This window comes from Pantoea sp. USHLN298, assembly GCF_037149395.1.
GTDB classification, from domain to species: domain Bacteria; phylum Pseudomonadota; class Gammaproteobacteria; order Enterobacterales; family Enterobacteriaceae; genus Pantoea; species Pantoea astica.
The window spans coordinates 473,019-498,558 of record NZ_JBBCRO010000003.1 but is presented as its reverse complement, the minus strand read 5'-3'; the positions used below and the strand labels follow the sequence as shown (position 1 = coordinate 498,558).

Genomic DNA, 25,540 nt, shown 5'->3' with positions numbered 1-25,540 from the left:
GTTTCGCCTGAAAAAGGGATGCAAAAAATGGCGCAGTCAACCGGACGGCGTGGCAGTTTTTTCAGGCGAATAAGTCGTGTTCGCTAACGCGTATCGCCAGAACTGACGGCAACCGGTTCAGGCAGCGATTTTTGTTGCTGGTGATGTTCGAAAGCAGCAGGCAGGATAAAAATCAGGCGGCTAAACAAAATGATAAAGCTGATCAGCAACACGATGCGGGTCATGGTGCCGGTTTTTTGACGTCTTCGGGGAGAAATAGCGCTGTTCACGCGGGGTGGTTCCTGTAATGACCCATGCTGGGCGACTGCAATATTTAGTCACAGTCGCCAGATGAAATCAATCGCTGTTGAAAAAAACAGCAGACAAAGATCAGTAGCTGGCTTTCTGCGCCAGCAGAGTAGCGAAGCGGCAGGTGATGCGGTTGCCGTTTTCATCTTTACGGTGCAGCTGGCCGGGATGTTCGTTGTACTTCACGATGTGCCAGTTACGGTAGTAATGGCTGAGCTCACCCGATTTAAACGCAAAGGTAAAGTCGCCAGGGCAGGGCATATCGTCGGTGTTCATCGCCGCCACGATCAGGTTGTAGCCATCTCTCACCGTACAGGCCTGCATATCGGCAATCAGCTGCGGAATGGCCTGCGGCTGCAGGAACATCATCACCACGGTCGACAGCACAAAATCATAGCCGCCATTAAAGCGCGTGTTGTTCAGATCGCGTTGCTCGGTGTGGATACCGCTCAGGCCTTCGCGCCCGATGATATCGTGCAGGCGTGCCAGACTCTGCGGATTGTGATCCCAGGCAGTTACCTCGAAACCCTGCTGATTAAGAAACAGCGTATTACGACCGCCGCCACAGCCGAGATCGAGCGCCTTACCGACGTTGAGCATCGGCAGCGCGGCAACCACTTCAGAGTGCGGCGGCGTCAGGCCGTAGGTTTCGGCGAAATAGTTTTCGTCACGCAGACGTTCGGTTTGTTGTGTCATGGTTATCAGTTCAGTTGGATGGGCGCCAGACGCCCACGTTATCAGGCTTCTTCGAGAATCAGTTTCCATCCGGTAACATCATTCCAGTACCCCTGTTCGCGCTCAAGATCGAGCTGGACCAGCGTGTTCTGGCTGAAGTAACCCGTCGGGAATATCAGCGTCCAGTGGCCGTCATCGCATTTCAGGACCAGCGTATCTGGCCTGGTGGTAGCCTGGCGCTGATTGTTCAGCAGGGTACCCAGACGCAACAGGAAGATCAGCGGCACGAACTGCTTTTTCTTAAACAGCGTCACCCGTGGCAGCTCATCGATCTTCACCGCTTTACGGTGGAATCTTACCAGTGCCGCCAGCAGCATTTGCTGATCCTGGTTAAAGCCCGGCATATTGGTGTTTTGCAGGATATAGGCGGAGTGGCGCTGCAGGCCGCTATGGTTAATGGTCAGCCCGACTTCATGCAGCATCGCCGCCCACTTCAGCAGCGCCGCCAGCTGCGGGTTCGCCAGTTTCGGATTCTGATCGCGCCATTGCAGATAGAGCTGTTCGGTGGTGTCGAGCACGCGACGCGCCTGATCGCTGTCGATGGCGTAATGATTCGCCAGACTCTGCGCGGTGCGGCTGCGGATATCCTGATGCCGGAAACGGCCTTCCATTTCATACAGCACGCCTTCACGCAGCGCGCCATCAGAGAGGCGCAGCTCGCGAATCGCCAGGGCGTCGAACACCCCACACAGAATCGCCAGACCCGGTACAAATACCCCTTTGCGCTCTTCCGACAGGCCGGGCAGACTCAGCGCGGCAAACGACTTATGTTTGATCACTTCGTCATACAGTTTGTCGAGACGCTCAGGGGTAATCAGCTTCTCTTTCTCATCCATCGCCTGCAGCACTTCGCAGGCGGCCTTGATGGTACCGGAGGCTCCCAGCGCATATTGCCAGCCGTGCAGGCGGTACTGCCACGCCAGCGTCTCCAGTTTTTGCGCTGCCGCTAAGCGGGCACGACGGAAATTTTCGCGGCTGATTTCGCCGTTAGGGAAATAGAGCTGGGCGAAACTGACGCAACCCATGCGGCGGCTTTCCACCAGCTGCGGCTCAAAATCCTCGCCAATCACCAGTTCGGTTGAACCGCCGCCGATGTCGATCACCAGCTTGCGGCCTTTCTCCGGCTGAGTATGTTCCACGCCCATAAAGATCAGACGCGCCTCTTCATGGCCCGAAATCACCTCAATCGGGTAGGGGATCACCTCGGCGGCACGCTGCAAAAAGGTCTCGGCGTTAACCGCCTGACGCAGCGTATGGGTGCCGACAATGGTGACGTTGCTGGGGCTGAATCCCTGCAGGCGCTCCGCGAACAGCGCCAGGCAGGTTAATCCCCGCTCCATCGCCTCTTCGCTCAGGCGATTGTTGGCATCCAGCCCGTCAGCCAGATGGACGCGCTGTTTAAGGCGACCTAATACCTGCATCGCGCCATCCACCACCCGGGCGATGACCATGTGGAAGCTGTTCGATCCGAGGTCGATCGCCGCAAACTCCTGGGGTTTTGGCGTACTTTTATGGGAAATTGGCATAGGATTTATTCAGGTTGTTCCAGGTTCTTGATGTAATCATAAATGGCCAGCTGCGATCGCACTTTGCGACGATTGCCGCGCTGGACGTAATGGTTACTCAACTCTTTATCGACGATGCGGGCTTTTACCGTATCACTTAACTGAATAGCAATAATGTCGAGTATGCGCTGCTTAATGCGTGGATCGAGAATCGCCACCGCCACTTCGATGCGGTAATCAATGTTACGCGTCATCCAGTCAGCCGAGGAGAGGAACACCTTTTTATCGCCGCCATTGTCAAAAATATAGACGCGATCGTGTTCCAGATAACGGTCAACGATACTGATGACACGAATATTTTCACTGATCCCAGGCAAGTCGGGGATCAATGAGCACATGCCGCGTACCAGAAGATTGACCTTAACCCCCACGCTGGAGGCTGTATAAAGCCGGTCAACCAGTCCTTTGTCCACCAGATTGTTAATTTTCAGAGTAATGCCGGACGGCTTTTTCTGCTGCGCATTGGCAATTTCGGTATCGATCAACTCATACAGCATCCGGCGCGAGTTTTGCGGCGACACCATCAGATGATCGAAGGTGACCGGGCGGTAAGGGTTCTCAATAAAGTTAAACACCCGACGCACTTCGTTGGTGATACGCGCATCGGCAGTCAGTAACGAGTAATCGGTATAGAGACGGGCGGTTTTCTCATTGAAGTTACCGGTACCGATATGCGCGTAACGCACAATCTCTTCTCCCTCACGACGGGAGATCAGGAACAGTTTGGCGTGGATCTTCAGCCCGGGCGCAGAAAAAATGACGTGGACGCCCGCTTCGGTCAGGCGTTTAGCCCAGTAGATGTTCGCCTCTTCATCAAAGCGCGCCTGCAGCTCGACCACCACCGTGACTTTTTTGCCGTTATAGGCGGCATGAATCATCGCATCCATGATGCGTGAGTGTTTGGCGACGCGATAGATATTGATCTTGATCGCCAGCACGCTGGGGTCAAACGACGCCTGACGCAGCAGCTCCAGCACATGTTCAAAGGTATGGTAAGGATAGTAGAGCAGCACGTCGCGATCGCGAATCGCATCAAAGCCGTTGCGGAAGCCGTCGAAGCCGATATGGCGAATCTGCGGCAGCGGCCGGTTCACCAGGTTGTTTTTGCCGACGTTCGGGAAGCCGATGAAGTCTTTAAAGTTGTGATAGCGACCGCCGGGCAATATCGAGTCGAAGTTGGAAATGGAGAGCTTATGACACAGCAACTCAACCATCGAATCCGGCATATCACGCTGATAGACGAAGCGCACCGGCTCAGCGGTCAGGCGCTGCTTCAGGCTGGAGGACATCAGCTCCAGCAGGCTTGATTCCATCTCCGTCACCAGATCGTACTCGGCGTCACGCGTCATTTTCATTGAGTAGGCGTTGAGCGCGTCGTAGTCGTAGAAGCCTTTAAAAATGTCGTCCAGGCAGTAACGTAGAATGTTATCCAGCAGGATCATCGGCTTACGGCGGCGCGGTGGCTCAGCCGGCAGATTAATGAAGCGCGGCACTTTATCAGACGGGATCTCCAGCAGCGCATAACGAATGTTATCGCCGCGAATAATTTCCACCGCCAGATAGGTGTAATCGTCTTTCAGAAATTCGGTCAGGTCCGTTTCATGGGTGATCAGAATCGGCGAGATGTGCTGACGCAGTTCATGCTTGAAATAGTGGCGCAGCCAGGCCTGCTGATTCGGCGACAGCTGACGTTCGTTAATCAGGAAGATCTGATTACGCGCCATCTCCAGCAGCAGATCGTTATACAGCGCGTCAAACTCCTGGTCAGACTTGAGAACCCGCTGCTGGATCTTCTTAAACAGATGGCGTGGCGTACTGGCGGAACCCTGCTCTTCACCGATCAGAATGCGGCGTTTCAGGTCGGCGAAACGCACCTTATAGAACTCATCAAGGTTATTGGAGTAAATGCCGAGAAAACGCATCCGCTCAATCAGCGGATTACTTTTGTCCGCCGCTTCCTGCAAAACCCGTTCATTAAAGGATAACCAGCTTAATTCTTTTTCAATATAAAGCTTTACCTGACCCATTCTCACTCCATATAGCGGTTGCAGGACTGAAGATCCAGTGTCCACGATCATTATGGCGAGAGTATGGCAGCGTTGTCCAACGTCAATAGTTGTCTTATCAACCGGCTACGGGCAACATAGCGGCTTGTTTTAGCCTGCTACCGGAACCGCATGAGCGTAAACCACATCCCCGTCCAGTTTAGCGACCGAAAGCGTCGTGCCGTTGACCGTCTGACGCGGCGACTGGTCACGTCCTGTGGCGTTGCGATTCTGCTGCTGATGCTATTGCTGTTTTGCTGGCTGATTGGCGTGGTGTTACCGCTGTTTAGCGCACCACAGCTTCACATCGCCAGTCAGCAGCAGTTATGGGATCGCGCACCGGCGTTAGCGCTCGGCAATGATGGCAGCACCGGCTGGCGCATCAGTGAACGCGGGGCAGCACGGTTTATTCCGCTGAATGGCCAGCCGGCAGAACCGGCGCTGGCCTTATCGCCGGCACCGCAACAGGTGGTGCGCAGCGCTGACGGTCAGACGCTGCTGCTTAATCTGCAGGGCGCGCTGATGCTGATGCAGCCGACGGCGCAACAGCAGTGGCGTTTTCCGCTGGGCGATAAACCGTTTCATCTGCCACAGGGCGCGGTGACAAAAATGGCGCTGGCGACCCGCCATGCGGGTCAGTGGCGTATCGCCGCGCTGACCGATGCCGGACTGACGGTGCTGACGCTCGGCACCGATCAGCAGGCCGCCACCATTGACCTGCCGCAACAGCACCTGGATCTGCTGGCCCTTTCCCCGGCGGGCGATCTGCTCTATACCACCGAAGGCAACGTGCTGCGCGTCTGGCAACTCAATGATGATCAGGCGCTGTTGCGTGAAACCCAGACGCTGCCGCAGCGTCCGCAAAGCCTGCATCTGCTGGTGGGCGGAAAAAGCCTGCTGATTCAGGATCAGAATGGCATTACCCAGTGGTTTGCCATCGCCAGCCCGCAGGGTCCGCGGCTGCAACGCATCCGTACCTTTAGCCACAGTGACGGACCGGCGATTGTCATCACCGAATCGCAGCGTCGGGTATTTGCCACTCTGAGTGAAAGCGGCCTGCTGCGGCTGTTCGCCAGCAAGCAGGATGGGCCTGTTCTGCAACGCCAGCTGGCGCCAGGCATTCTCGACGCGCAGTTTTCGCCGCGTGGCGACACGCTGTTGATTGAACGGTCGGGCAGCTGGCAAACCCTGCGGCTGGATAACCCGTGGCCGGATGTCACCTGGCGTAACTTCTGGCAGAAAATCTGGTACGAAAACTACCCGAAACCGGACTATATCTGGCAATCGACGGCGGCAGGCGACAGCTATCAGGGCAAGTTCAGCCTGGTACCGATGGTGGTGGGTACGCTGAAAGCCGCCAGTTTAGCGCTGCTGTTTGCGACGCCGCTGGCGCTGGCGGCAGCCATGTATACCGCATTCTTTATGGCGCCGGGCCTGCGCCGCTGGGTTAAACCGGCTATCGAAATGATGGGCGCGCTGCCGAGTGTGGTGGTGGGCCTGATTGCCGGTGTCTGGCTGGCCCCGCACATCAGTCAGGCGCTGGTTGGTGTGCTGTTACTGCCGCTGACGCTGGCGGGCAGTTTGTTGCTGTGCGGTGTGCTCAGCGCACGTTTGCCACCGCGCTGGCGACAGCCGGGCCGCGAAGTGCTGATTCTGCTGCCGCTGTTGCTGCTGGTCACCTTACTGACGCTGTGGCTGCCGACGCTGTTTATTCCCGACGCGGGCGACTGGCTGCCGCATTACGAACAGCGCAACCTGCTGGTGGCGGCGCTGGCGATGGGCTTTGCGCTGGTGCCGCTGATTTTTACGCTCTCTGAAGATGCGCTGTTCAGCGTGCCCGCGGCGCTGGGGCAGGGATCGCTGGCGCTGGGGGCAACACCCTGGCAAACCCTGACCCGCGTGGTGCTGCCTGGCGCCTCCGCCGGGATCTTCGCTGCCCTGATGATCGGCCTGGGGCGTGCAGTGGGAGAAACCATGATTCTGCTGATGGCCACCGGCAACACGCCGCAAACTGAAGGCGGATTGTTCAGCGGGCTGCGCGCCCTGTCGGCCAATATCGCCATTGAAATGCCGGAAGCGGCCGCCGGCAGCGCGCATTATCGCATTCTGTTTCTCAGCGCCCTGATGCTGCTGCTGTTCACGCTGGTGATCAATACCGTAGCAGAGCTGATCCGTCAGCGGCTGCGCCAGCGCTACAGTCAGCAAGAGGAGCAGGTATGAAGGTGATGCGACAGAACGATCGCTGGCGCTGGCTAACCGCCGGTGCGGTGGCGGTCTGCCTGCTGGCCTTTACGCTGCTGATTGGGCTGCTGGCCTGGCAGGGCGTCCGGGCCTTCTGGCCGCAGCGGGTTGATCTCTACAGTTTCAGCCAGCCCGATGGGCGCGAGGTGCGGCTGCTGGGTGAAACGCTTGAGCATCAGCCACGCTTTCCGGCTCCGGCGGATGAGCAGGGCAACAGCGGCGGACAGGTGCATCGTTATCTGATTAAAACCGGCAATCGCGACTGGGATGCGCCCGATTTCCGCGTGGTCTATAGCCGGCAAGCAGCCAGCGTCAGCCAGCCAAAAGCAATCATGGTGCTACAGCGCCGCAGTCACGGCCAGGCTTACGGCTGGTTTGTTGGCCTGCGTGAGGATAATGACGTCTTAACCGCTCAGGACCCCGACGCGCTGCTGCATCAGCGGCTGGCGCAGGTGCAACTGCTGCTGCGGCAGGCCAACCAGATTCGACGGGTTGAGATGGCACGCGTTAACAGCCAGCGCGAGCAACTCGACGAGCAGGCCGCAAAACAACGCGCCGCCGGGCATTTTGACCTTCAGACCGAGTCGGAATACCAGGCGAATCAGGCGGCATTGCAGCGCCGCTTCGATCAACTCAGTGAGACGCTGGCCAGCCTGCAACAGCAGAGCCTGCGCGACGTGCTGATCCTGCGGGATGTGCACGGCATCGATCACGCCATTCCGTTAACGGAAATTGTTGATAGCTGGAAACCCAACGCAATGACGGCAGGCGAAAAAACGGTGCATTTCCTGCATCAGCTGTGGCGTTTCGTCAGCGACTCACCGGCAGATGGTGAAAGCGAATCGGGGGCTTTTCCGGCGATTTTTGGCACCGTGCTGATGGTGTTGCTGATGTCGATTGTGGTGATGCCGCTGGGGGTGATCGCTGCAATCTGGCTGCATGAATATGCCGGACGCAATGCCCTGACGCGGCTGGTGCGGATTGCGGTGGTCAATCTGGCCGGGGTGCCGTCGATTGTCTATGGCGTCTTTGGCCTGGGCTTTTTTGTCTGGCTGGTCGGCGGCACGATCGATCAGCTGTTCTTCGCCAGCGCGCTGCCTAATCCGACCTTTGGTACGCCGGGCCTGCTGTGGGCGGCGTTAACTCTGGCGCTACTGACGCTGCCGGTGGTGATCGTGGCGACGGAAGAGGGACTCTCGCGCATTCCCAACACGCTGCGTCAGGGATCGCTGGCGCTGGGTGCCACTCAGGCGGAAACCTTATGGCATGTGGTGCTGCCGCTGGCGGTCCCGGCCATGCTGACCGGATTGATCCTTGCGGTGGCACGAGCGGCGGGCGAAACCGCGCCGCTGATGCTGGTCGGGGTGGTGAAGATGGTGCCGGAATTACCGATCGACGCGGTGTTCCCCTATCTGCATCTGGACCGCAAATTTATGCATCTTGGCTTCCAGATTTACGATCTGGCGTTTCAGAGCCCGAATATTGAAGCTGACCGGCCGCTGGTGTTCGCCACTGCGCTGCTACTGGTGCTGATTATTCTGTCGCTCAATTTGCTGGCGATGAGCCTGCGTCACCGTCTGCGTGAACGCTATCGCCTTATGACTCAATAACAGGCTATGACTATGACGCCCGACACTGACATTGCGCTCACCGTGAATCATCTCTCGCTGTGGTACGGCGAGCGCCAGGCGCTGCAGGATATTTCCCTGCAGGTGCCGAAGAACCGCATTACCGCGCTGATCGGGCCATCGGGCTGCGGCAAATCGACCCTGCTGCGCTGCTTCAATCGGATGAACGATGTGATCGATCACTGCCGGGTCGAGGGTGAAGTGCTGCTGGGTGGGTTGCCGATCATGCGGCCGGATCAGGATCTTTCTGCACTGCGTCGGCGGGTTGGCATGGTGTTTCAGCGGCCCAATCCGTTTCCCAAGTCGATCTATGAAAACGTGGTATATGGCCTGCGGTTGCAGGGCGTGCGCGATCGGCGGGTGCTGAACGAAGCCTGTGAACGTGCGCTGCGGGCGGCCGCGTTATGGAGTGAGGTGAAGGACCAGCTGGGGCAGAATGCGCTGACCCTGTCGACCGGACAGCAGCAGCGGCTGGTGATTGCCCGGGCGATTGCCATCGAACCCGAAGTTTTGCTGCTGGACGAGCCGACCTCGGCGCTGGACCCGATCTCCACGCTGGTGATTGAAGAGCTGATGACCACGCTGAAGCAGCACTTTACCCTGGTACTGGTGACCCACAATATGCAGCAGGCATCACGCGTCTCGGATTACACCGCGTTTATGCATCAGGGCGCGTTAGTGGAGTTTGATGATACCGATCGGATCTTTACCGCCCCGAAACAGCGGCGCACCGAAGATTACATCACCGGTCGCTACGGCTAAGAAGAGGGAGAAGGGCGAGGCTTTTGGCAGACGGCTCATAAACGCAAAGCGATGGGAGCCTATGCCCGTAGTAACGCCGCGCGGTGAGGGATGGCGTTTTTTGCGTCTTTACGGAGGGCGTAGGTTCCCTGAGCCTTTACTCCACGACTCTTTCAGGAGAAGCCCGGGCTTCTCCTTCCAGGTCACTCGTGGGCGTAGCCTTGCGGCGGCAGGGGTTCCCCATCCAGCCAGGCTTTGCCATCACGCATTTTGAGTCGTCCGTCGATAAACCAGCTAATCACCAGCGGATAGATCGCATGTTCCTGATGCTGCACCCGCTCAGTTATCTCCGCTTCGCTGTCGTCAGGGAACACCGGTACTTTGGCCTGCAAAATCACCGGGCCGCCATCCAGCTCATCGGTGACGAAGTGCACCGAGGTTCCATGTTCGCTGTCGCCATTCTCCAGCGCCTGACGATGGGTATGCAGGCCCGGATATTTCGGCAGCAGGGAAGGATGAATATTCAGCAGACGGTCGTGGAAATGGGCGACAAAGGCGCGACTGAGAATGCGCATGTAGCCCGCCAGCACCACCAGATCCGGCGAAAACGCCTCGATTTCAGCGATCAGCTGCCGGTCAAAAGCGTCGCGGTCAGCAAAGTCGCTGGCCGCCAGCGCTTTCGCGGGAATACCTGCCTCCTGCGCCCGGGTCAGACCATAGGCGGCGGCGCGGTTGCTGATAACGGCAGCAACGCTGCCGTCAATCCGCCCGCTGGCGCAGGCGTCAAGGATGGACTGAAGGTTGCTTCCGTTACCGGAAATCAGGACAACCAGCTTTTTCATCCGTTGATAACCACACGCTCTTCAGCATCCGAGGCTTTGATCACGCCCAGCTTCCAGGCTTTCTCGCCGGCCGCCTGCATCAGCGCGACCGCTTTATCTGCATCAGCCGGGCTCAGGGCAATGATCATTCCGACGCCGCAGTTAAAGGTGCGGTACATCTCAAAGCGGCTGACGTTGCCCGCCTGCTGCATCCAGCTGAACACCGCTGGCCACTGCCAGCTCGTCTCGTCAATCACCGCCTGGGTGTTGTCGGGCAGCACGCGTGGAATGTTTTCCCAGAAGCCGCCGCCGGTCAGGTGCGCAATGGCATGCACATCGACCTGCTCAATCAGGCTGAGAATATTTTTCACATAGATGCGGGTCGGTTCCAGCAGATGATCGGCCAGCGGTTTGCCTTCCAGCTGTTCAGTCAGCGGATCGGTATTGCTGACCTCCAGAATCTTGCGCACCAGCGAATAGCCGTTGGAGTGCGGACCGCTTGAGCCCAGCGCGATCAGCACGTCACCATCCTGCACTTTACTGCCGTCGATGATTTCAGACTTTTCAACCACGCCGACACAGAAACCGGCCACGTCGTAATCTTCACCGTGGTACATGCCCGGCATTTCAGCGGTTTCGCCGCCAACCAGCGCACAACCTGACTGCAGGCAGCCTTCGGCGATGCCGGTGATGACCGCGGAGGCGGTATCAACATCCAGTTTGCCGGTGGCGTAGTAGTCGAGGAAGAACAGCGGCTCGGCACCCTGAACCACCAGATCGTTGACGCACATGGCGACCAGATCGATGCCAATCGCATCGTGGCGCTTGAGGTCCATCGCCAGACGCAGCTTGGTGCCGACGCCATCGGTGCCGGAGACCAGCACCGGTTCACGGTATTTTTGCGGCAGCGCGCAAAGCGCACCGAAGCCGCCCAGTCCACCCATCACTTCCGGGCGACGCGTCTTTTTCACTACGCCTTTAATACGGTCAACCAGGGCGTTACCAGCATCAATATCAACACCGGCGTCTTTGTAGCTGAGAGAGGTCTTGTCGGTCACTGCGAGGTCCCCACGCGAGTTGCGGTTGGTGGTTTAAATAAAGCGCGGCAATTCTACCAGCGCAGGCAAACGTTTGCGAGTCCGGGATTGCGCACCGGGTGATTTTCATCAATCCTTATTTTGTCCCGGTAAAAGCTGCCGCTTTGCGCAAGGATAAGTGGCGCAGAGGCGAAAAGGCGGTATAATCCCGCGATTTTTTTTTAGCTCAACTCACTCCGGGAGAACACCAATGAAGATCGTGGAAGTCAGACACCCGCTGGTCAAACATAAACTGGGCTTGATGCGTGAGCATGATATCAGTACCAAGCGTTTCCGCGAGCTGGCATCAGAAGTGGGCAGCCTGCTGACCTACGAAGCCACCGCCGACCTGGAAACCGAAAAAGTGACCATTGAGGGCTGGAATGGCCCGGTGCAGATCGATCAAATCAAAGGTAAAAAAATTACGGTGGTCCCGATTCTGCGTGCCGGTCTCGGCATGATGGAAGGCGTGCTGGAACATGTTCCCAGCGCCCGCATCAGCGTGGTGGGCGTTTACCGCGATGAAGAAACCCTGGAGCCGGTCCCTTATTTCCAGAAGCTGGTCTCGAATATTGAAGAGCGTCTGGCGCTGGTGGTCGATCCGATGCTGGCGACCGGTGGCTCGATGATCGCCACTATCGATCTGCTGAAAAAAGCCGGTTGCAGCAGCATTAAAGTGCTGGTGCTGGTGGCGGCGCCAGAAGGGATTGCGGCGCTGGAAAAAGCGCATCCTGACGTCGAACTCTATACCGCGTCAGTCGATCAGGGACTGAACGAAAAAGGTTACATCATTCCCGGGCTGGGTGACGCCGGGGATAAGATTTTCGGAACCAAATAAATCGCATAGCCGGCCGGAGAGTCGGCTTTTTTTTGGCAAAAAAGCATCATCCCCAATCCGATAGCCTCTGCCGCTGGCGACAGGTTCACGCCTTGTGCGTGGATGTGACTCGTCGCGGCTGCAGCGAGGAAGGGGATGCATAACATAAGGGGATAAATGATGACTCGTCGCGCCATTGGCGTCAGTGAACGACCGCCGTTACTGCAAACCATTCCACTCAGCCTGCAACACCTGTTCGCCATGTTTGGCGCCACGGTGCTGGTGCCGATTCTGTTTCATATCAACCCGGCTACCGTGCTGTTATTCAACGGCGTCGGCACGCTGATCTATCTGTTTATCTGTAAGGGCAAAATCCCCGCCTATCTCGGTTCGAGCTTTGCGTTTATCTCGCCGGTGTTGCTGCTGTTGCCGCTGGGCTATGAGGTGGCGCTGGGCGGATTTATTCTGTGCGGCGTGCTGTTCTGTATCGTGGCGCTGATTGTGAAGCGGGCCGGTACCGGCTGGCTGGATGTGATGTTCCCGCCGGCGGCGATGGGCGCGATTGTTGCGGTGATCGGTCTGGAACTGGCGGGCGTCGCGGCCAACATGGCAGGCCTGCTGCCGGCTGAGGGCAGCGCGCCCGACAGCACCACGGTGATCATCTCGCTGGTTACGCTGGCGGTGACGGTGTTCGGATCGGTGCTGTTTCGTGGCTTCCTGGCGATTATCCCGATTCTGATCGGGGTGCTGGTCGGCTATGTGCTCTCCTGGTTTATGGGCATCGTTGACTGGCGTGGAGTCGAGAACGCGCCGTGGTTCGCGCTGCCGACCTTCTATACGCCGCGCTTTGAGTGGGTAGCGATGCTCACCATTCTGCCGGCGGCGCTGGTGGTGATTGCCGAACACATCGGGCATCTGGTGGTGACGGCCAACATTGTGAAGAAAGATCTGATCCGCGATCCCGGCCTGCATCGTTCGATGTTCGCCAATGGCTTATCGACGGTGATCTCTGGCTTCTTTGGCTCAACCCCTAATACCACCTACGGTGAGAACATCGGCGTGATGGCGATTACCCGCGTCTACAGTACCTGGGTGATTGGCGGCGCGGCGATCCTCGCCATTCTGCTGTCGTGCGTCGGTAAACTGGCGGCGGCGATTCAGGCGATCCCGGTGCCGGTGATGGGCGGCGTCTCGCTGCTGCTCTATGGGGTGATTGGCGCGTCCGGTATCCGGGTACTGATCGAATCCAAAGTGGATTACAACAAAGCGCAGAACCTGATCCTGACCTCGGTGATCCTGATCATCGGCGTCAGCGGCGCGAAGGTACATATCGGTGCGGCGGAGCTGAAAGGCATGGCGCTGGCCACGCTGGTTGGCGTGGGACTGGCGCTGATCTTCCGTGTGATTTCACTGCTGCGCCCGGAAGAAGTAGTGCTGGAAGCGGAAGATCGTCAGGATTCCTGATCGTCGGCACGCGCATCAGATCGGGGCAGGGACGCTCCATTCATCTCTTTCTGAAAACTGTGGTAGACTTCCCCGGTTTTTTGCTTGTTCTCTTGCTGAGGTGCTTCTGAACACGCCGGCACAATTGTCATTGCCACTCTATTTGCCTGACGACGAAACCTTCGCCAGCTTCTGGCCGGGGGAAAACCCGTCGCTGATTGCCGCGCTGAAAGGTGCTCTCAACCAACAACATGGCAGCTATCTCTACTTCTGGTCGCGTGAAGGCGGTGGCCGGAGCCATTTGCTGCATGCGGCTTGCGCTGAAATGTCTGCACGCGGTGCGGCGGTCGGCTATGTGCCGCTGGATAAGCGTACCTGGTTCGTGCCGGAAGTGCTGGAAGGGATGGAGCAACTGTCACTGGTCTGCATCGATAATATCGAGTGCATCGCCGGCGAGCCGGAGTGGGAGATGGCGATCTTTGATCTCTACAACCGCATTCTGGAAACCGGCAATACCCGCCTGTTTATTACCGGCGATCGTCCGCCGCGTCAGCTTAACCTGCAGTTGCCCGATCTGGCTTCGCGTCTCGACTGGGGGCAGATTTATCGCCTGCAGCCGCTTTCCGACGAAGATAAACTGCAGGCGCTGCAGTTGCGCGCCGGATTACGCGGTTTTGAGCTGCCGGAAGATGTCGGCCGCTTCCTGTTGAAACGGCTCGATCGCGAAATGCGCACGCTGTTTGATACGCTGGATCGGCTCGATCGTGCTTCGATCAGCGCCCAGCGCAAACTCACCATTCCTTTTGTCAAAGAGACGCTCGGCCTTTAGAGAATGTCGAGCACCGCTTCCGGCGGGCGGCCAATGCGCGCCCGATCGCCATTAATCACGATGGGTCGTTCAATTAAAATGGGATGGCTGACCAGCGCGGCGATCAGCGCCGTCTCGCTTTGGCTCTGATCCGCCAGCCCTAACGTCTGATAAAGCGGCTCTTTAGTTCGCATCAGCTGGCGTGCGCTCTGCATCCCCAGCTTCTGCAGCAGAATGTGCAGCGTGTCGCTCGCCGGTGGCGTCTGCAGATAGAGCACCACCTCCGGCTCAATGCCGCGCTCCTGTAACAGCGCCAGCGTTTCGCGGCTCTTGCTGCAGCGCGGATTGTGATAAATCGTCACCATCTCCGGCGATCTCCTGTGATCTCTGGTCATTTAACCTTTCTGATACTGCTTAAAGCGCTGTTGCAACTGACGCAGCTGATCAATACGGGCATCGTATCGCGCCTGTTTCAGGCTGCCGAGCGGCACCTGGGCACTGGCGCTGCTGAGCGTGGTGATCGCCTGATCCAGCCGGCCATTTAGCGCCAGGCTTTCAGCGCGTGCCGACAGCTCTTCATCGTTCAGACCCTGCTGCGCTGAAGCCTGTGCCAGTAAATCCCAGCCGTTAGGATCATCTTTATTGCTCCAGGTGTAGCGGTTCAGAATGCGGCTGGCATTGGCGGGCTGTTTCGCTTCGACGTAGGCGTTGGCCAGGTTGAGCTGCACCACCGGACTGTTCTTCGCGCCGGTGGCCGCGGTCAGCATAGCGATCGCCTGCTGCGGCTGATTCAGCCCGATATCAATATCGGACATGATATCAAGGAACCAGACGTTATCCGGCTGCTTCGCCAGCAGCGGGGTGATGATGCGCTTCGCATCGGCATAGCTTTTTGCCTGTAAAAACTGCACGGCCTTGCCATATTGCGACGCCAGCTGTTCGCGAGCGTTGCCGCTGGCGTACTGGCTCAGCAGTTCATCGGTCAGCTGATTGCGGCCGGTTGAATACATCCCCAGCGCACGCACCTTCGCCAGATAGAAATCCTGCGTGGACTGGACCACCACCGGCCGCATCTGATTGGCGCGGTTACGGGCATCAGCCAGGCGGCTGTCGGGCAACGGGTGCGTCAGCAGGATCTCGGGCGGCTTAGAGGAGAAGCGGCTCTGGTCGGCCAGCTTCTGTAAGAAATTGGGCATCGCCTGAGGATCAAAACCGGCGCGCTGCAGTACCTGAATCCCGATGCGATCCGCTTCCTGCTCGTTGCCCTGGGTGAAGCTGATAATGCCCTGCTGGGTACCCGCCAGCGTCCCGGTCAGCGCCGCCATACCGGCCTGGGGATTGGCCATCGCCAGCAGAATGGAACCGAGCGCGCCAACCCAGGTCAGCGGCGCATTACGTTTTTGATCTTCCATCGCGCGCGCCAGATGGCGCTGGGTGACGTGCGAAATCTCATGCGCCATCACCGAGGCCAGCTGGCTCTCATTGTCGGTGAACCGGAACAGTGCCGAGTGCAGCACCACATTACCGCCAAAGAAGGCAAAGGCGTTGAGTTCGTCATTCTGGATCAGGAAGAAGTGGAACGGCGTCTTAACCGAATCGGCGTGTGACACCAGCCGCTGTCCGAGCTGATTAATGTACTGATTCAGTAACGGGTCGTTGATCAGGGGCGCACTGGCGCGCAGCTGGCGAACGTAGAAGTCGCCCATCTGTAATTCCTGATTAATCGACAGGGTCGAGCCCGCCGTGGTCCCCATGTCGGGCAGTGAATCGCTGACGTCGGCATAAGCCGGTGCCAGACTGGTTACTATCAGCGCCGGGAGCAGTGCGGCGATCAGCGTTTTCTTTAACCGGTTCAACATGCCTTAATCCTGTAAAGAGGCCCTGAGACGGGACAGGTGCGCAGCGGTAACATTCCGTTTTTTCGTAGCTAACAGCGATTCGCAACCATCTTAACCAGAGCATGATAAGAAAGAAATGGGGTTATCTGCGCAGAATGGTGAGTGATTTGTGCAAGATCGCCTTTTCTGACGAAAAAAATTGAATGTCTCTGAAACCTAAACCAGAGCTAAACGAAAAAAGGCGTCCCGCCTGTGCTGGCGATAACTGGCGGCTCTGTTTCCGCTTATTACCGATTTCCCGATGCAGCAGCGAAAAATAAAGCAGATTATGCTGAAGGCAATATCTGCCTGTTCACTTCATTAGTTTAAAGTTATGTAAACACACTCAAAAAAATTGAATGTGGCATGAATTTTTCCAGGTATACTCCGAAAAAAAAAGGTGTTTCGTCACTTTTTGCTCAGATCTTCGATTGAGAAATTAAATCGTTCAAGGTGAAAGCCAACCTTTCTTTCCACTGCGGTGTGGACTTAAATTATGCGTTGTCTGCCGATGCTGCATACGTATTCGCGTTTATTAAGGGCCGATAAATACTGTCTTTTCGTTTAAACGCGATGAAACCTTTCTATTGATTGCGTCCGTGCATTATTTCTCCGATCGCGTAAAGCGTGCTGACCTGAATTTACGCAGGCGCTGAATACTCATGCGCTGTGATATAGATAAGGCCGCGATTCAGAATCAGGATCGATAACGCATTAATTAGCGGAGAGGAGTGTTATGCGCTCAGCGGTTTCGTACGTGTTAATCGCCATTATCGGCGGTGCGGTTGGCGCGGCTGTGACACAAAGCAGCAAAATCTATGACAAAGTGGCGAGTCATTTTTCAACTGAGCCGCAGGAGCCTGCGGGTTTCTGGAGTACGCCAGCCATTGCGGGCTACGGCAAAATTCATTATGAGTCTGATGCGGCCTTTAAACCGGTGGCGGGGCTGAGCAATAAAATTGTTTTCCAGATTACCCGCAGCGATGGTGCCATGACCGCACCCAATCTGGGCCTGGAGCGGGTCGCGCGGGTGGTGAATCTCTATATCGCCTCCGGCATTCCGGCTGACCAGCTTCAGTTTGTGGTGTCAGTGACCGGCGATGCGACGCCAGCCATGCTGGATAACGCCCATTTCAGACAATTTTATGGCATCGATAACCCGAACCTGAAACTGATTGATGAGCTGAATAAAACCGGCGTGAAAGTGTCGGTCTGCGATCAGTCGGTGGCATTCCACCATTATCCCAATAACTGGATTGATAAATCGGTGGTGCATGCACTTTCCAGCCCAACCACGGTATCGACCCTGCAAAATCAGGGTTATGCGTGGCTGGCAATGTAATTAACGTCTTGTCTGAAACTTCAGGAGAAATAAGTCATGCGTCCAGCAGCCTTTATTGTGGTCGCCGCGGTGGCGGGTTTTATTGGGGGTAATGTTTTACAGTTGCCGGAATTGTTCGATAAGGTCAGCGGGAAAATGGCGGATAATAAAACGCAGCCGGCTGATTTCTGGAGTACGCCCGCCATTGATGGCTACGGAAAAATACATTATGTCGATACGCCCGCATTTAAACCAGGCACCACGCCAGGCCTGAGTAATAAAATTGTTTTCCAGATCAACCGCAGTGAAGGCGATATTCGTCAGCCCAATCTCGGTCTGGAACGGGTGGCTCGCGTGACCAACCTCTATTACGCTGCGGGCGTGCCGCTCAACCAGCTCAAATTTGTCGTTTCGATTAACAGCGATGCGGTGCCGGCTGCCTTAAATAATACCCAGTTTCATAAAGCCTACGGTGTCGACAACCCGAACCTTAAACTGATCGACGAACTGAAAAAAGCCGGTGTTGAGGTGTCGATTTGCGATCAGTCGGTGGCATTCCATCAGCTTGAGCGTGAATGGATCGATCCGAGAGTAACGCACACCATCTCCAGCGGCACTACCGTCGCCACGTTGCAAAATGAAGGGTACGCTTTTCTGATGCTCTGATTCTTCCGGCGGCGGCAACGCCGCTGTCATCTTTCCGTCACCTCACCGCGATGCGCCTGTCATATCTCGCCGTTAGCTTACGCCTCAATGAGATCGATCTCATCGACGATAAACGAGGGCGTAATGACCGATTTAATCAGCGTGGCCAATCTGGCGGGTGTCTCCCGCGCCACTGCCGCACGTGCCTTCTCTGATCCTCATCTGCTGAAACCCGACACGCTGCAAAAAGTGCTGGCGGCGTCGGCCGAGCTCGGGTTTCGCCCGAATCATATTGCCCGTCAGCTCCGCACCCAGCACTCCACCACGCTAGGCGTGTTGCTGCCTTCGCTGCTGAACCCGGTTTTTGCCCAGCAGCTTCAGGCGATGGAGCAACAGGCCCGGCGTGCCGGCTACGGTTTGCTGGTGGCGACCAGTGACTATCAGGCCGATCGGGAAGCGGCGATAGTCGAACATATGCTGCGCCAGCGCGTGGCGGGTCTGGTTCTGACGGTGGCGGATGCCGACAGCAGTACGCTGTTACCGATGCTGGCGGCAGCAGAGATGCCGTTTGTCCTGACGCACAACGTGCCGCAGCAGCATGACTGGCCCTGCCTGTGTGTGGATAACCGACGAGCCATTGCCGAGGCGACCGGGCATCTGCTGGCGCTGGGCCACCGTCATATCGTGATGATCGCCGGGCCGATGCGTCAATCTGATCGGGCGCGCCAGCGCTATCTTGGCTACGGCGATGCCATGCGGCAGGCCGGTCTGATGGCGCATCCGGTCATCGAAATGCCGAGCCATACCCAATCTGATTTTCAGCCGCTGCTGCCGCTGATACACGCCGCATCGCCGCTGACGGCCGTGATTTGCAGCAACGATCTGCTGGCCATCAGCCTGATGGGGGCGGCTGCGCGTGCCGGCATCAGCGTGCCGCGCCAGCTCTCCGTGATGGGTTTCGACGGCATTGCACTGGGTGAACAGCTTTCGCCTTCACTGGCCAGTGTGGTGCAGCCGGGCGCGCTGCTGGGGACGCGCGCCATCGATCGGCTTTTACATCCTTCCTCCGGCGGCGGCACAGAGCGGCTGGAACATCATTTGCGGCTTGGGGAGAGTGTCGCCCCGGCATTTTATGGCTCAACTTCAGGGAAACATCATGCTACTCACGGTTAATATCAAACAGCTTTTCAGCGTCGCGCTGCTGGCGGGCTGCACGCTCACCAGTCACTGGGTCCAGGCGGCGGATAATGCCATCTGCTACAACTGCCCGCCTGAGTGGGCTGACTGGGGCACTCAGCTGAAAGCGATCGAAAAAGCGACCGGCATTCAGGTGCCGCAGGATAATAAAAATTCCGGTCAGGCGCTGGCGCAGCTGGTGGCTGAGAAAAACAATCCGGTTGCCGACGTGGTTTACTACGGTGTCAGCTTCGGTATCCAGGCAGCCGGTGCCGATGTGATCGCCGCCTATAAACCGTCCGGCTGGGATCAAATCCCGGCGGGGATGAAAGATCCGGCCGGTAAATGGGTGGCGCTGCACTCCGGGACGCTCGGCTTTATGGTCAATGTGGATGCGCTGGCTGGCGCACCGGTGCCCCGTTCCTGGGACGATCTGCTGAAGCCGGAATATAAAGGCATGATTGGCTACCTCGATCCCGCCAGTGCTTTTGTCGGTTACGTGACGGCGGTGGCGGTGAATCAGGCCAAAGGCGGCAATCTGCAGGATTTCACTCCGGCGCTTAACTGGTTTAAAGCATTGCAGCGCAACCAGCCGATTGTGCCGAAACAGACCGCCTATGCCCGCCTGATTTCCGGCGAAATCCCGATTCTGCTCGACTACGACTTCAACGCCTATCGCGCCCGCTATAAAGATCACGCTAACGTCGAATTTGTTATTCCGCAGGAAGGCACGGTGACGGTGCCTTACGTTATCAGCCTGGTGAAAAACGCGCCGCATCCGGCGAACGGTAAAAAAGTGATCGACTATGTGCTCTCCGATCCCGGTCAGGCGATCTGGGCGAATGCATATCTGCGCCCGGTACGCCCGGCGGCGATGTCAGCAGAAGCCAAAAAACATTTTCTGCCGGACAGCGATTACGCCCGCGCCCATACCGTCGATTATCAGCAGATGGCCGATGCCCAGAAAGCCTTCTCAGCGCGTTACCTGAGTGAGATCCGCTGATGGCACTCGCTGAAACCGGCCACGCCTTAGCCCGCGTCGGCCGTGCTCGGGCGCGTGCCGGGCAGCCGGACGTGAACTGGCCGTGGATGTTGCTGCCTGCGCTGCTGTTCTTTGCTGCCTTCTGGCTGCTGCCGTTTGCCCGCCTGTTGCAAATCGGCATGACAGCCGATCGCAGCAGCCACCACAGTGGCTACTGGACGGTCATCAGCCAGCCGCAGTATCTGCAAAGCCTGTTTAATACCGTGCTGCTGTCGCTGGCGGTTACCCTGGTGACGCTGCTGATTGCCGCCGTGGTTGGCTGCTTTCTGGCGCGGCAGCGTTTTAACGGACGCGGCACGCTGCTGGCGCTGCTGACCTTTCCGCTGGCCTTTCCCGGCGTGGTGGTGGGGTTTCTGGTGGTGATGCTGGCGGGACGGCAGGGCGTGCTGGCGCAACTCAGTCTTAGCCTGGTGGGGGAGCGCTGGGTCCTTGCTTACTCGCTGAGCGGGCTGTTTATTGGTTACCTTTACTTCTCGCTGCCACGGGCCATCGTCACGCTGGTGGCGGCCAGTGAAAAGCTGGATCGCTCACTGGAAGAGGCGGCCCGTTCACTGGGTGCCAGCCAGTGGCGCATCATCCTTGATGTGATTATTCCGGGTCTGAAACCGGCGCTGCTCTCCTGCGGTGCGCTCTGTTTCGCCACCAGCATGGGCGCCTTTGGCACCGCATTTACTCTCGGGACGCAGCTGGCGGTGCTGCCGCTGACCATCTACGGCGAGTTCACTAATTACGCCAATTTCGCCACCGCCGCCGCGCTCTCGGTGGTGATGGGAGCGGTCGCCTGGCTGGGCCTGATGCTGGCACGCTGGCTGACCGCCAGCCGCGAGGAACGCACATCATGAAGCGCCGGGGACTGTTTTATCTACAGATCTCCATCACCAGCCTGACCGCGCTGTTTATGATCGTGCCGGTGCTGTTATCGATGCTGGCGGGCGTGACGCAAAACTATTTTGTCGGCCTGCGCAGTGGCCTGACGCTGAAGTGGGTGGCGCAGGTGTGGCAGATGTATGCCGACACCTTCTGGCTATCACTGCTGATCGCGCTGAGCTGTTTAGCGCTGACGGTGGTGATCGGGGTACCGGCAGCCTGGGGCCTGCTGAAGTCGCCCTCACGCTGGGCGGCGCGGATTGAAGAGTGTCTGATGCTGCCGGTGGCGCTGCCCGGTCTGGCGACCGCGCTGGGTATTATTCTGCTGTATGGCCAGTTCAGTAGCCTGCGTGACAGCTGGCTGTTCATCCTGATTGGTCATGTGCTGTTCACGCTGCCGTTTATGATCCGACCGGTGCTGGCGGTGATGCAGGCGATTCAGCTACCGCGCCTGGAAGAGGCCGCTGCCAGCCTCGGGGCCGGTTTCTGGCACCGTTTCTTTACCGTGGTGGTTCCCAACTGCCGCAACGGCATCCTGGCTGGCGCTTTTATGGTGATTACCCTGTCGGTCGGCGAGTTCAACATTACCTGGATGCTGCACACCCCGCTGACCAAAACGCTGCCGGTCGGACTGGCGGACAGCTACGCCTCGATGCGGCTGGAAGTCGGGTCCGCTTATACCCTGATTTTTATTCTGATGATTTTACCGCTGCTGCTGTTGCTCAATGCCTGTAATCACTGGCTGGAACGACAAACCCGGCGGCAGCAACGTGAGGAGCAAGCATGAACGAGGCGGTAAACGTAACGCTGCGCGGCTGTTCGCGCCGCTTTAATCAACATGTGGCGCTGCATCCGCTCGATCTGCAGGTGCAGGCGGGTGAAACGCTGGTGCTACTCGGCCCGTCGGGCTGCGGCAAAACCACGACATTGCGCATCATCAGCGGGCTGGAGAGCAGCGATCGGCCGGGCGAAGTCTGGTTTGATCAGCGCAACGTGACCAATTTGCCGATTGAGAAACGCAATGTCGGCATGGTGTTCCAGAACTACGCGCTGTTTCCCACGCTCAACGTGGCGCAGAACGTCGCCTATGGCCTGAAGGTGCAGGGCGTGCCGCGCGCCGAGCGTGAGGCGCGGGTGGCGGAGACGCTGGCGCTGGTGGATCTGACGCATCTGGCGCAGCGCGGGATTGATAAATTGTCCGGCGGACAGAAGCAGCGGGTGGCGCTGGCGCGTGCGCTGGCCGCCCGACCCAAAGTGTTGCTGTTCGATGAGCCGCTGGCGGCGCTCGACGCGCGCCTGCGCGAACGGCTGCGACTGGAGATCGGCGCGCTGCTGAAGCGGCTGGCGATCACCGCCGTCTACGTGACCCACGACCAGCAGGAAGCGATGGCGCTGGGCGACCGCATTGCAGTGATGGAGCAGGGTCGCCTGGTGCAGATCGATACGCCACAGGGAATTTATCAGCGTCCGGCGTCACGCTTTGTCGCTGATTTTGTCGGGGCGATTAACTGTATTGCCGAGGATCGGCACGGCAAACCGCTGCGTTTCTGTCGGCCGGAAGATGTGCTGCTGGCTGACGAGAGCCGGTATGCCCAGCAGGGTATGGTGATGGGCAGTACCTTTCTTGGCGCCTCGCAGCGCTTACTGATCGATATCGGGCTGGAAACGCCGATTCAGGTCGAACGCCACGCCCGCGAAGTCTGGCAGGCCGGACAGCGTATCAGCTGGTCGCTGGCCAGCCATGCCGCACTGGAATTTAGTTGCTAAGGAGTCAGGATTGTCTGTTCAACCTACGGTGATTGCGCAGCTCAGCGATCTGCATATCAAGGCCAATGGCCGTCTCTCTTATAAAAAGGTCGATACCCATGCGGCCTTACTGCTGGCTATCGATACGCTAAACGCGCTGCGACCGCAGCCCGATGTGGTGGTGATTACCGGCGATCTGGTCGATTTCGGCAGGCCTGACGAGTATCAGACGCTGCGCGACGCCTTGCAGCGGCTACAGCGGCCCTATTACCTGATGGCGGGCAATCATGATGACCGCCAGGCGCTGCGCGCTGCCTTTCCGGATCACGCTTACCTGCAAAACGGGCCAACCCTGAACTGGCAACTGACCGTTGGCGATGTCAGACTGCTGGCGCTTGACTCCAGCGTGCCGCAGCAGCCGTGGGGCTATGTCGATGAGCAGCAACTGCTGTGGCTGGATCGGGCGTTGAGTGCCGCGCCCGATCGGCCCACGCTGGTGATGCTGCACCATCCGCCTTTTGCCTGCGGTATCGATCATATGGATCGGCAACGGTTACGTCAGCCCGACGCGCTTGAGGCGATCATTGCCCGTCATCCGCAGGTGGAACGGGTGCTGTGCGGTCATCTGCATCGCAGCTTACAGACCCGTTTTGCCGGCACGCTGGCCTGCGTAGCGCCGGGCGCCTCGCATCAGGTGGCGCTGGATCTGCAGCCTGACGGTCCGGCGCACTTTGTGCTGGAGCCGCCCGGATTTCTGTTGCATCGCTGGCAGCCCGGAGAGGGAATGGTGACGCACCAGTGCGCCATTGGCCGCTTTTCCGGGCCCTGGCCGTTTTACGATAGCCAGGGATTGATCGATTAGGACCAGATAAATTTGAATTTAGTGTGGTGCCGGCGGCCTTAACCCTGCTCAAATCCTCTGTCAGGGTGTAAACTGACGCCAGTATCGCCAGGCCATCCGGCACACGCTAATAACAATAATCAGGCACGTAATCGATGATTTTTTCACCTGCGGCGGCAACGTCATGATAAGGCGTTTTCGACCCAAAACCGATCTGCGCAATTTAATCGCGCTGCTGGTCATAGTCAGCATCGTCATCACCCTCGCCAATACCCTGTACGCCACCTGGCGGGTTCAGCGGCAGGTATTGATTGAAAGCACGCTGGAAGCTAACCGGGCCTACGCCGCCAAGCTGGCCTCCACCAGTGAAATTTTCTTTCAGCTGGCGCAGTCGCAACTGCACTACAGCGCTAACCAGATCAGCGGCGATTTCGGTAATGACAAACTGCTGCAGAGCGAAGTCAACCGACTGCGCGAGCAGACCATCAGTTTTAACTCGGTCGCGGTGGTCGATCAGCAGGGGATAGTCAGAGCTATCTCGCCGGAATCGCTGACGCTTAAAGGGATGCACCTCACCAGCGACGCGTCACGAGAGGCGCTGTCGATGCGTCAGCCGATGATCAGTAAACCGACGCTTTCTGCTGCTAACAATCTGCTGGTGTTCGTCTCCTGGCCCATCTGGAGCCGGGAAGGGGACTATCTGGGTTATGTGGGCGGCACCATCTATCTGAAGAAGAAAAGTGTTCTGAATGCGCTGCTGGGCGAACAGTTTTATCGAGATGGCACCAGCGTCTACGTGCTCGACAGCAATAATCAGGTGCTCTATCACCAGAATCGCCAACTGATTGGCAAAACGCTGCCCGCCATCATCGGCCCACGCGAGGAGCAGAGCAACGGCTCGCTGAAGATTTCGCCAGCAGGAGAGGTTACCCAGCTGGCAGGCTATGCGGTGGTGCCGACCACTGGCTGGATGGTGGTGGCACTCAAGCCGGTTAACGTGACGCTGGAGCCGCTGTCGGGCCTGTTGTTGAAGGTGCTGAAAAACTCTGTACCCTTTGCGCTGTTAACGCTGCTGGTGGCGGTGATTCTGGCCCGTCTGATTGCGCTACCGCTGTGGCAACTGGCGCGTAAGGCCAGCCGGATGGATGCGCAGGGCGTGTCAAAAGAGATAGGCGGGATCAGCGCCTGGTATTTTGAAGCTGCGCAGGTCAAGCGTGCGCTGCTGACCGGCATCGGACTGGTGCAGGATAAAATTGGCCGACTCAACTCGGAAGCACAGACCGATCCGCTGACCCAGTTACTCAATCGTCGCGGGCTCAACGCGGTGCTGGACTATTACCAGACGCTGCGTCAGCCATTTTCGGTGCTGGCACTGGATATCGATCATTTTAAAAACGTCAACGATAGCTGGGGCCATGACGTCGGCGACCGGGTCATTCAGCAGGTCGCGAGCACGCTGCGCGCCAGCGCCCGCCAGTCTGATGTGGTCTGTCGTAACGGCGGCGAAGAGTTTCTGATGCTGCTGCCAGGCACCGCGCTGGAAGAGGCGCTGATCATTGCCGAACGGGTGCGGCTCGGCATTGCCGAAGCCTGGCTTACCGACGTCGGACGCATCACCTTATCGATTGGCGTCTCGGCATGGAGCGGTCAGCAGGATGTGACGCTTGAAGATAGCCTGAAGCAGGCGGATGCTGCGCTCTATCAGGCGAAAAACAGCGGCCGTAACTGTGTGATCGCCGCGGCAGTCAGTTAGCCGCTACGTCGGAAGCCGCAACCCTGGCAGGGCGCGGGTTAACGGAGAGATTCTGGTGGCGGAG

At 58.0% G+C, this 25,540-nt stretch carries 23 protein-coding genes; 15 read left to right on the top strand and 8 right to left on the bottom strand.

Annotation, left to right across the window (positions count from 1 at the left end; all coding sequences use genetic code 11):
- Window positions 1–83: 83 nt before the first annotated feature.
- From WFK59_RS10230 to ppk1, 4 genes are all read right to left on the bottom strand, one after another.
- A complete protein-coding gene (locus tag WFK59_RS10230; protein WP_031375371.1) occupies window positions 84–269 on the bottom strand; it encodes a YfgG family protein in 186 nt (61 codons plus the stop codon).
- Window positions 270–369: 100 nt separating this feature from the next.
- On the bottom strand, window positions 370–984 hold the full coding sequence (gene tehB, locus WFK59_RS10225; protein ID WP_233987400.1) for a tellurite resistance methyltransferase TehB: 615 nt from the start codon (window positions 982–984) through the stop codon (window positions 370–372).
- Window positions 985–1,025: 41 nt separating this feature from the next.
- Window positions 1,026–2,549 carry an exopolyphosphatase gene (ppx, locus tag WFK59_RS10220; RefSeq protein WP_233987401.1) on the bottom strand — a complete coding sequence of 508 codons (1,524 nt, stop codon included), beginning with the start codon at window positions 2,547–2,549 and terminating at the stop codon, window positions 1,026–1,028.
- A 5-nt stretch (window positions 2,550–2,554) separates the two neighbouring features.
- Entirely contained in the window at window positions 2,555–4,615 is a 2,061-nt protein-coding gene (gene ppk1 / locus WFK59_RS10215; protein WP_233987402.1) for a polyphosphate kinase 1, read from the bottom strand.
- A gap of 150 nt (window positions 4,616–4,765) precedes the next feature.
- Between ppk1 and WFK59_RS10210 the strand changes: the two genes are divergently transcribed.
- Genes WFK59_RS10210 through pstB form a run of 3 tightly spaced genes read left to right on the top strand, consistent with a single transcriptional unit; the run spans window position 4,766 to window position 9,264 of the window.
- Window positions 4,766–6,853 carry an ABC transporter permease subunit gene (locus tag WFK59_RS10210; RefSeq protein WP_336755720.1) on the top strand — a complete coding sequence of 696 codons (2,088 nt, stop codon included), beginning with the start codon at window positions 4,766–4,768 and terminating at the stop codon, window positions 6,851–6,853.
- Entirely contained in the window at window positions 6,850–8,484 is a 1,635-nt protein-coding gene (gene pstA, locus WFK59_RS10205) for a phosphate ABC transporter permease PstA (protein WP_336755719.1), read from the top strand. The genes WFK59_RS10210 and pstA overlap by 4 nt, the downstream gene beginning before the upstream one ends.
- A gap of 12 nt (window positions 8,485–8,496) precedes the next feature.
- On the top strand, window positions 8,497–9,264 hold the full coding sequence (pstB, locus tag WFK59_RS10200) for a phosphate ABC transporter ATP-binding protein PstB (protein ID WP_233987405.1): 768 nt from the start codon (window positions 8,497–8,499) through the stop codon (window positions 9,262–9,264).
- A 182-nt stretch (window positions 9,265–9,446) separates the two neighbouring features.
- Here pstB and purN read toward each other — a convergent pair whose 3' ends face one another.
- Together purN and purM are read right to left on the bottom strand one after the other, a co-directional pair.
- Complete coding sequence (purN, locus tag WFK59_RS10195; protein ID WP_336755718.1) at window positions 9,447–10,085, bottom strand: phosphoribosylglycinamide formyltransferase; 639 nt, start codon at window positions 10,083–10,085, stop codon at window positions 9,447–9,449.
- Complete coding sequence (gene purM / locus WFK59_RS10190; RefSeq protein WP_233987407.1) at window positions 10,082–11,122, bottom strand: phosphoribosylformylglycinamidine cyclo-ligase; 1,041 nt, start codon at window positions 11,120–11,122, stop codon at window positions 10,082–10,084. Before purM ends, purN begins: the two co-directional genes overlap by 4 nt.
- 229 nt (window positions 11,123–11,351) lie before the next feature.
- On the opposite strand from purM, the gene upp reads away from it, so the two are divergent.
- The 3 genes from upp to hda all read left to right on the top strand — a co-directional run bounded on the left by upp (window position 11,352) and on the right by hda (window position 14,229).
- The gene (upp, locus tag WFK59_RS10185) at window positions 11,352–11,978 is read left to right on the top strand and encodes a uracil phosphoribosyltransferase (protein WP_233987408.1); all 627 of its coding nucleotides are present in this window, start codon (window positions 11,352–11,354) and stop codon (window positions 11,976–11,978) included.
- 159 nt (window positions 11,979–12,137) lie between these two features.
- The gene (gene uraA, locus WFK59_RS10180; RefSeq protein WP_233988136.1) at window positions 12,138–13,421 is read left to right on the top strand and encodes a uracil permease; all 1,284 of its coding nucleotides are present in this window, start codon (window positions 12,138–12,140) and stop codon (window positions 13,419–13,421) included.
- Window positions 13,422–13,527: 106 nt separating this feature from the next.
- Window positions 13,528–14,229: a DnaA inactivator Hda gene (gene hda / locus WFK59_RS10175; RefSeq protein WP_180217190.1), complete on the top strand. Its 702-nt coding sequence runs from the start codon at window positions 13,528–13,530 to the stop codon at window positions 14,227–14,229.
- Here the strand turns inward: hda and arsC are convergent.
- Window positions 14,226–14,573, bottom strand: a complete 348-nt coding sequence (gene arsC, locus WFK59_RS10170; RefSeq protein ID WP_233987409.1) for an arsenate reductase (glutaredoxin) — start codon at window positions 14,571–14,573, stop codon at window positions 14,226–14,228. The two genes, hda and arsC, sit on opposite strands and share 4 nt — an antisense overlap.
- A 30-nt stretch (window positions 14,574–14,603) precedes the next feature.
- The gene (locus WFK59_RS10165; RefSeq protein ID WP_233987410.1) at window positions 14,604–16,067 is read right to left on the bottom strand and encodes a beta-barrel assembly-enhancing protease; all 1,464 of its coding nucleotides are present in this window, start codon (window positions 16,065–16,067) and stop codon (window positions 14,604–14,606) included.
- 754 nt (window positions 16,068–16,821) lie between these two features.
- On the opposite strand from WFK59_RS10165, the gene WFK59_RS10160 reads away from it, so the two are divergent.
- The 9 genes from WFK59_RS10160 to WFK59_RS10120 all read left to right on the top strand — a co-directional run bounded on the left by WFK59_RS10160 (window position 16,822) and on the right by WFK59_RS10120 (window position 25,476).
- On the top strand, window positions 16,822–17,427 hold the full coding sequence (locus WFK59_RS10160) for a DsrE family protein (RefSeq protein WP_336755717.1): 606 nt from the start codon (window positions 16,822–16,824) through the stop codon (window positions 17,425–17,427).
- A 36-nt stretch (window positions 17,428–17,463) separates the two neighbouring features.
- Window positions 17,464–18,072, top strand: a complete 609-nt coding sequence (locus WFK59_RS10155) for a DsrE family protein (RefSeq protein WP_336755716.1) — start codon at window positions 17,464–17,466, stop codon at window positions 18,070–18,072.
- Window positions 18,073–18,195: 123 nt separating this feature from the next.
- Window positions 18,196–19,224, top strand: coding sequence for a LacI family DNA-binding transcriptional regulator (locus WFK59_RS10150; protein ID WP_336755715.1), 1,029 nt, complete (start codon window positions 18,196–18,198; stop codon window positions 19,222–19,224).
- The gene (locus WFK59_RS10145) at window positions 19,208–20,230 is read left to right on the top strand and encodes an ABC transporter substrate-binding protein (protein ID WP_094121592.1); all 1,023 of its coding nucleotides are present in this window, start codon (window positions 19,208–19,210) and stop codon (window positions 20,228–20,230) included. Before WFK59_RS10150 ends, WFK59_RS10145 begins: the two co-directional genes overlap by 17 nt.
- Window positions 20,230–21,111 (top strand): ABC transporter permease, encoded by an 882-nt coding sequence (locus tag WFK59_RS10140; RefSeq protein ID WP_336755714.1) that lies wholly within the window; start codon window positions 20,230–20,232, stop codon window positions 21,109–21,111. The genes WFK59_RS10145 and WFK59_RS10140 overlap by 1 nt, the downstream gene beginning before the upstream one ends.
- The gene (locus tag WFK59_RS10135; protein ID WP_094121594.1) at window positions 21,108–21,923 is read left to right on the top strand and encodes an ABC transporter permease; all 816 of its coding nucleotides are present in this window, start codon (window positions 21,108–21,110) and stop codon (window positions 21,921–21,923) included. Before WFK59_RS10140 ends, WFK59_RS10135 begins: the two co-directional genes overlap by 4 nt.
- Window positions 21,920–22,903: an ABC transporter ATP-binding protein gene (locus WFK59_RS10130; RefSeq protein WP_336755713.1), complete on the top strand. Its 984-nt coding sequence runs from the start codon at window positions 21,920–21,922 to the stop codon at window positions 22,901–22,903. Before WFK59_RS10135 ends, WFK59_RS10130 begins: the two co-directional genes overlap by 4 nt.
- Before the next feature lie 10 nt (window positions 22,904–22,913).
- Window positions 22,914–23,744 carry a phosphodiesterase gene (locus WFK59_RS10125; protein ID WP_094122048.1) on the top strand — a complete coding sequence of 277 codons (831 nt, stop codon included), beginning with the start codon at window positions 22,914–22,916 and terminating at the stop codon, window positions 23,742–23,744.
- A gap of 163 nt (window positions 23,745–23,907) precedes the next feature.
- A complete protein-coding gene (locus WFK59_RS10120; RefSeq protein ID WP_233987416.1) occupies window positions 23,908–25,476 on the top strand; it encodes a sensor domain-containing diguanylate cyclase in 1,569 nt (522 codons plus the stop codon).
- The last annotated feature ends 64 nt before the right edge of the window (window positions 25,477–25,540 follow it).

Excerpts from the sequence above, each read along its gene's own strand:
- WFK59_RS10155 (WP_336755716.1), top strand. The coding sequence starts at position 17,464 with ATGCGTCCAGCAGCCTTTATTGTGGTCGCCGCGGTGGCGGGTTTTATT.
- pstA (WP_336755719.1), top strand. The coding sequence starts at position 6,850 with ATGAAGGTGATGCGACAGAACGATCGCTGGCGCTGGCTAACCGCCGGT.
- WFK59_RS10135 (WP_094121594.1), top strand. The coding sequence starts at position 21,108 with ATGAAGCGCCGGGGACTGTTTTATCTACAGATCTCCATCACCAGCCTG.
- ppx (WP_233987401.1), bottom strand. The coding sequence starts at position 2,549 with ATGCCAATTTCCCATAAAAGTACGCCAAAACCCCAGGAGTTTGCGGCG.
- uraA (WP_233988136.1), top strand. The coding sequence starts at position 12,138 with ATGACTCGTCGCGCCATTGGCGTCAGTGAACGACCGCCGTTACTGCAA.
- WFK59_RS10210 (WP_336755720.1), top strand. The coding sequence starts at position 4,766 with ATGAGCGTAAACCACATCCCCGTCCAGTTTAGCGACCGAAAGCGTCGT.
- pstB (WP_233987405.1), top strand. The coding sequence starts at position 8,497 with ATGACGCCCGACACTGACATTGCGCTCACCGTGAATCATCTCTCGCTG.
- WFK59_RS10140 (WP_336755714.1), top strand. The coding sequence starts at position 20,230 with ATGGCACTCGCTGAAACCGGCCACGCCTTAGCCCGCGTCGGCCGTGCT.
- WFK59_RS10160 (WP_336755717.1), top strand. The coding sequence starts at position 16,822 with ATGCGCTCAGCGGTTTCGTACGTGTTAATCGCCATTATCGGCGGTGCG.
- WFK59_RS10150 (WP_336755715.1), top strand. The coding sequence starts at position 18,196 with ATGACCGATTTAATCAGCGTGGCCAATCTGGCGGGTGTCTCCCGCGCC.
- ppk1 (WP_233987402.1), bottom strand. The coding sequence starts at position 4,615 with ATGGGTCAGGTAAAGCTTTATATTGAAAAAGAATTAAGCTGGTTATCC.
- WFK59_RS10120 (WP_233987416.1), top strand. The coding sequence starts at position 23,908 with ATGATAAGGCGTTTTCGACCCAAAACCGATCTGCGCAATTTAATCGCG.
- upp (WP_233987408.1), top strand. The coding sequence starts at position 11,352 with ATGAAGATCGTGGAAGTCAGACACCCGCTGGTCAAACATAAACTGGGC.
- tehB (WP_233987400.1), bottom strand. The coding sequence starts at position 984 with ATGACACAACAAACCGAACGTCTGCGTGACGAAAACTATTTCGCCGAA.
- WFK59_RS10165 (WP_233987410.1), bottom strand. The coding sequence starts at position 16,067 with ATGTTGAACCGGTTAAAGAAAACGCTGATCGCCGCACTGCTCCCGGCG.
- arsC (WP_233987409.1), bottom strand. The coding sequence starts at position 14,573 with ATGGTGACGATTTATCACAATCCGCGCTGCAGCAAGAGCCGCGAAACG.
- WFK59_RS10145 (WP_094121592.1), top strand. The coding sequence starts at position 19,208 with ATGCTACTCACGGTTAATATCAAACAGCTTTTCAGCGTCGCGCTGCTG.
- WFK59_RS10130 (WP_336755713.1), top strand. The coding sequence starts at position 21,920 with ATGAACGAGGCGGTAAACGTAACGCTGCGCGGCTGTTCGCGCCGCTTT.
- purN (WP_336755718.1), bottom strand. The coding sequence starts at position 10,085 with ATGAAAAAGCTGGTTGTCCTGATTTCCGGTAACGGAAGCAACCTTCAG.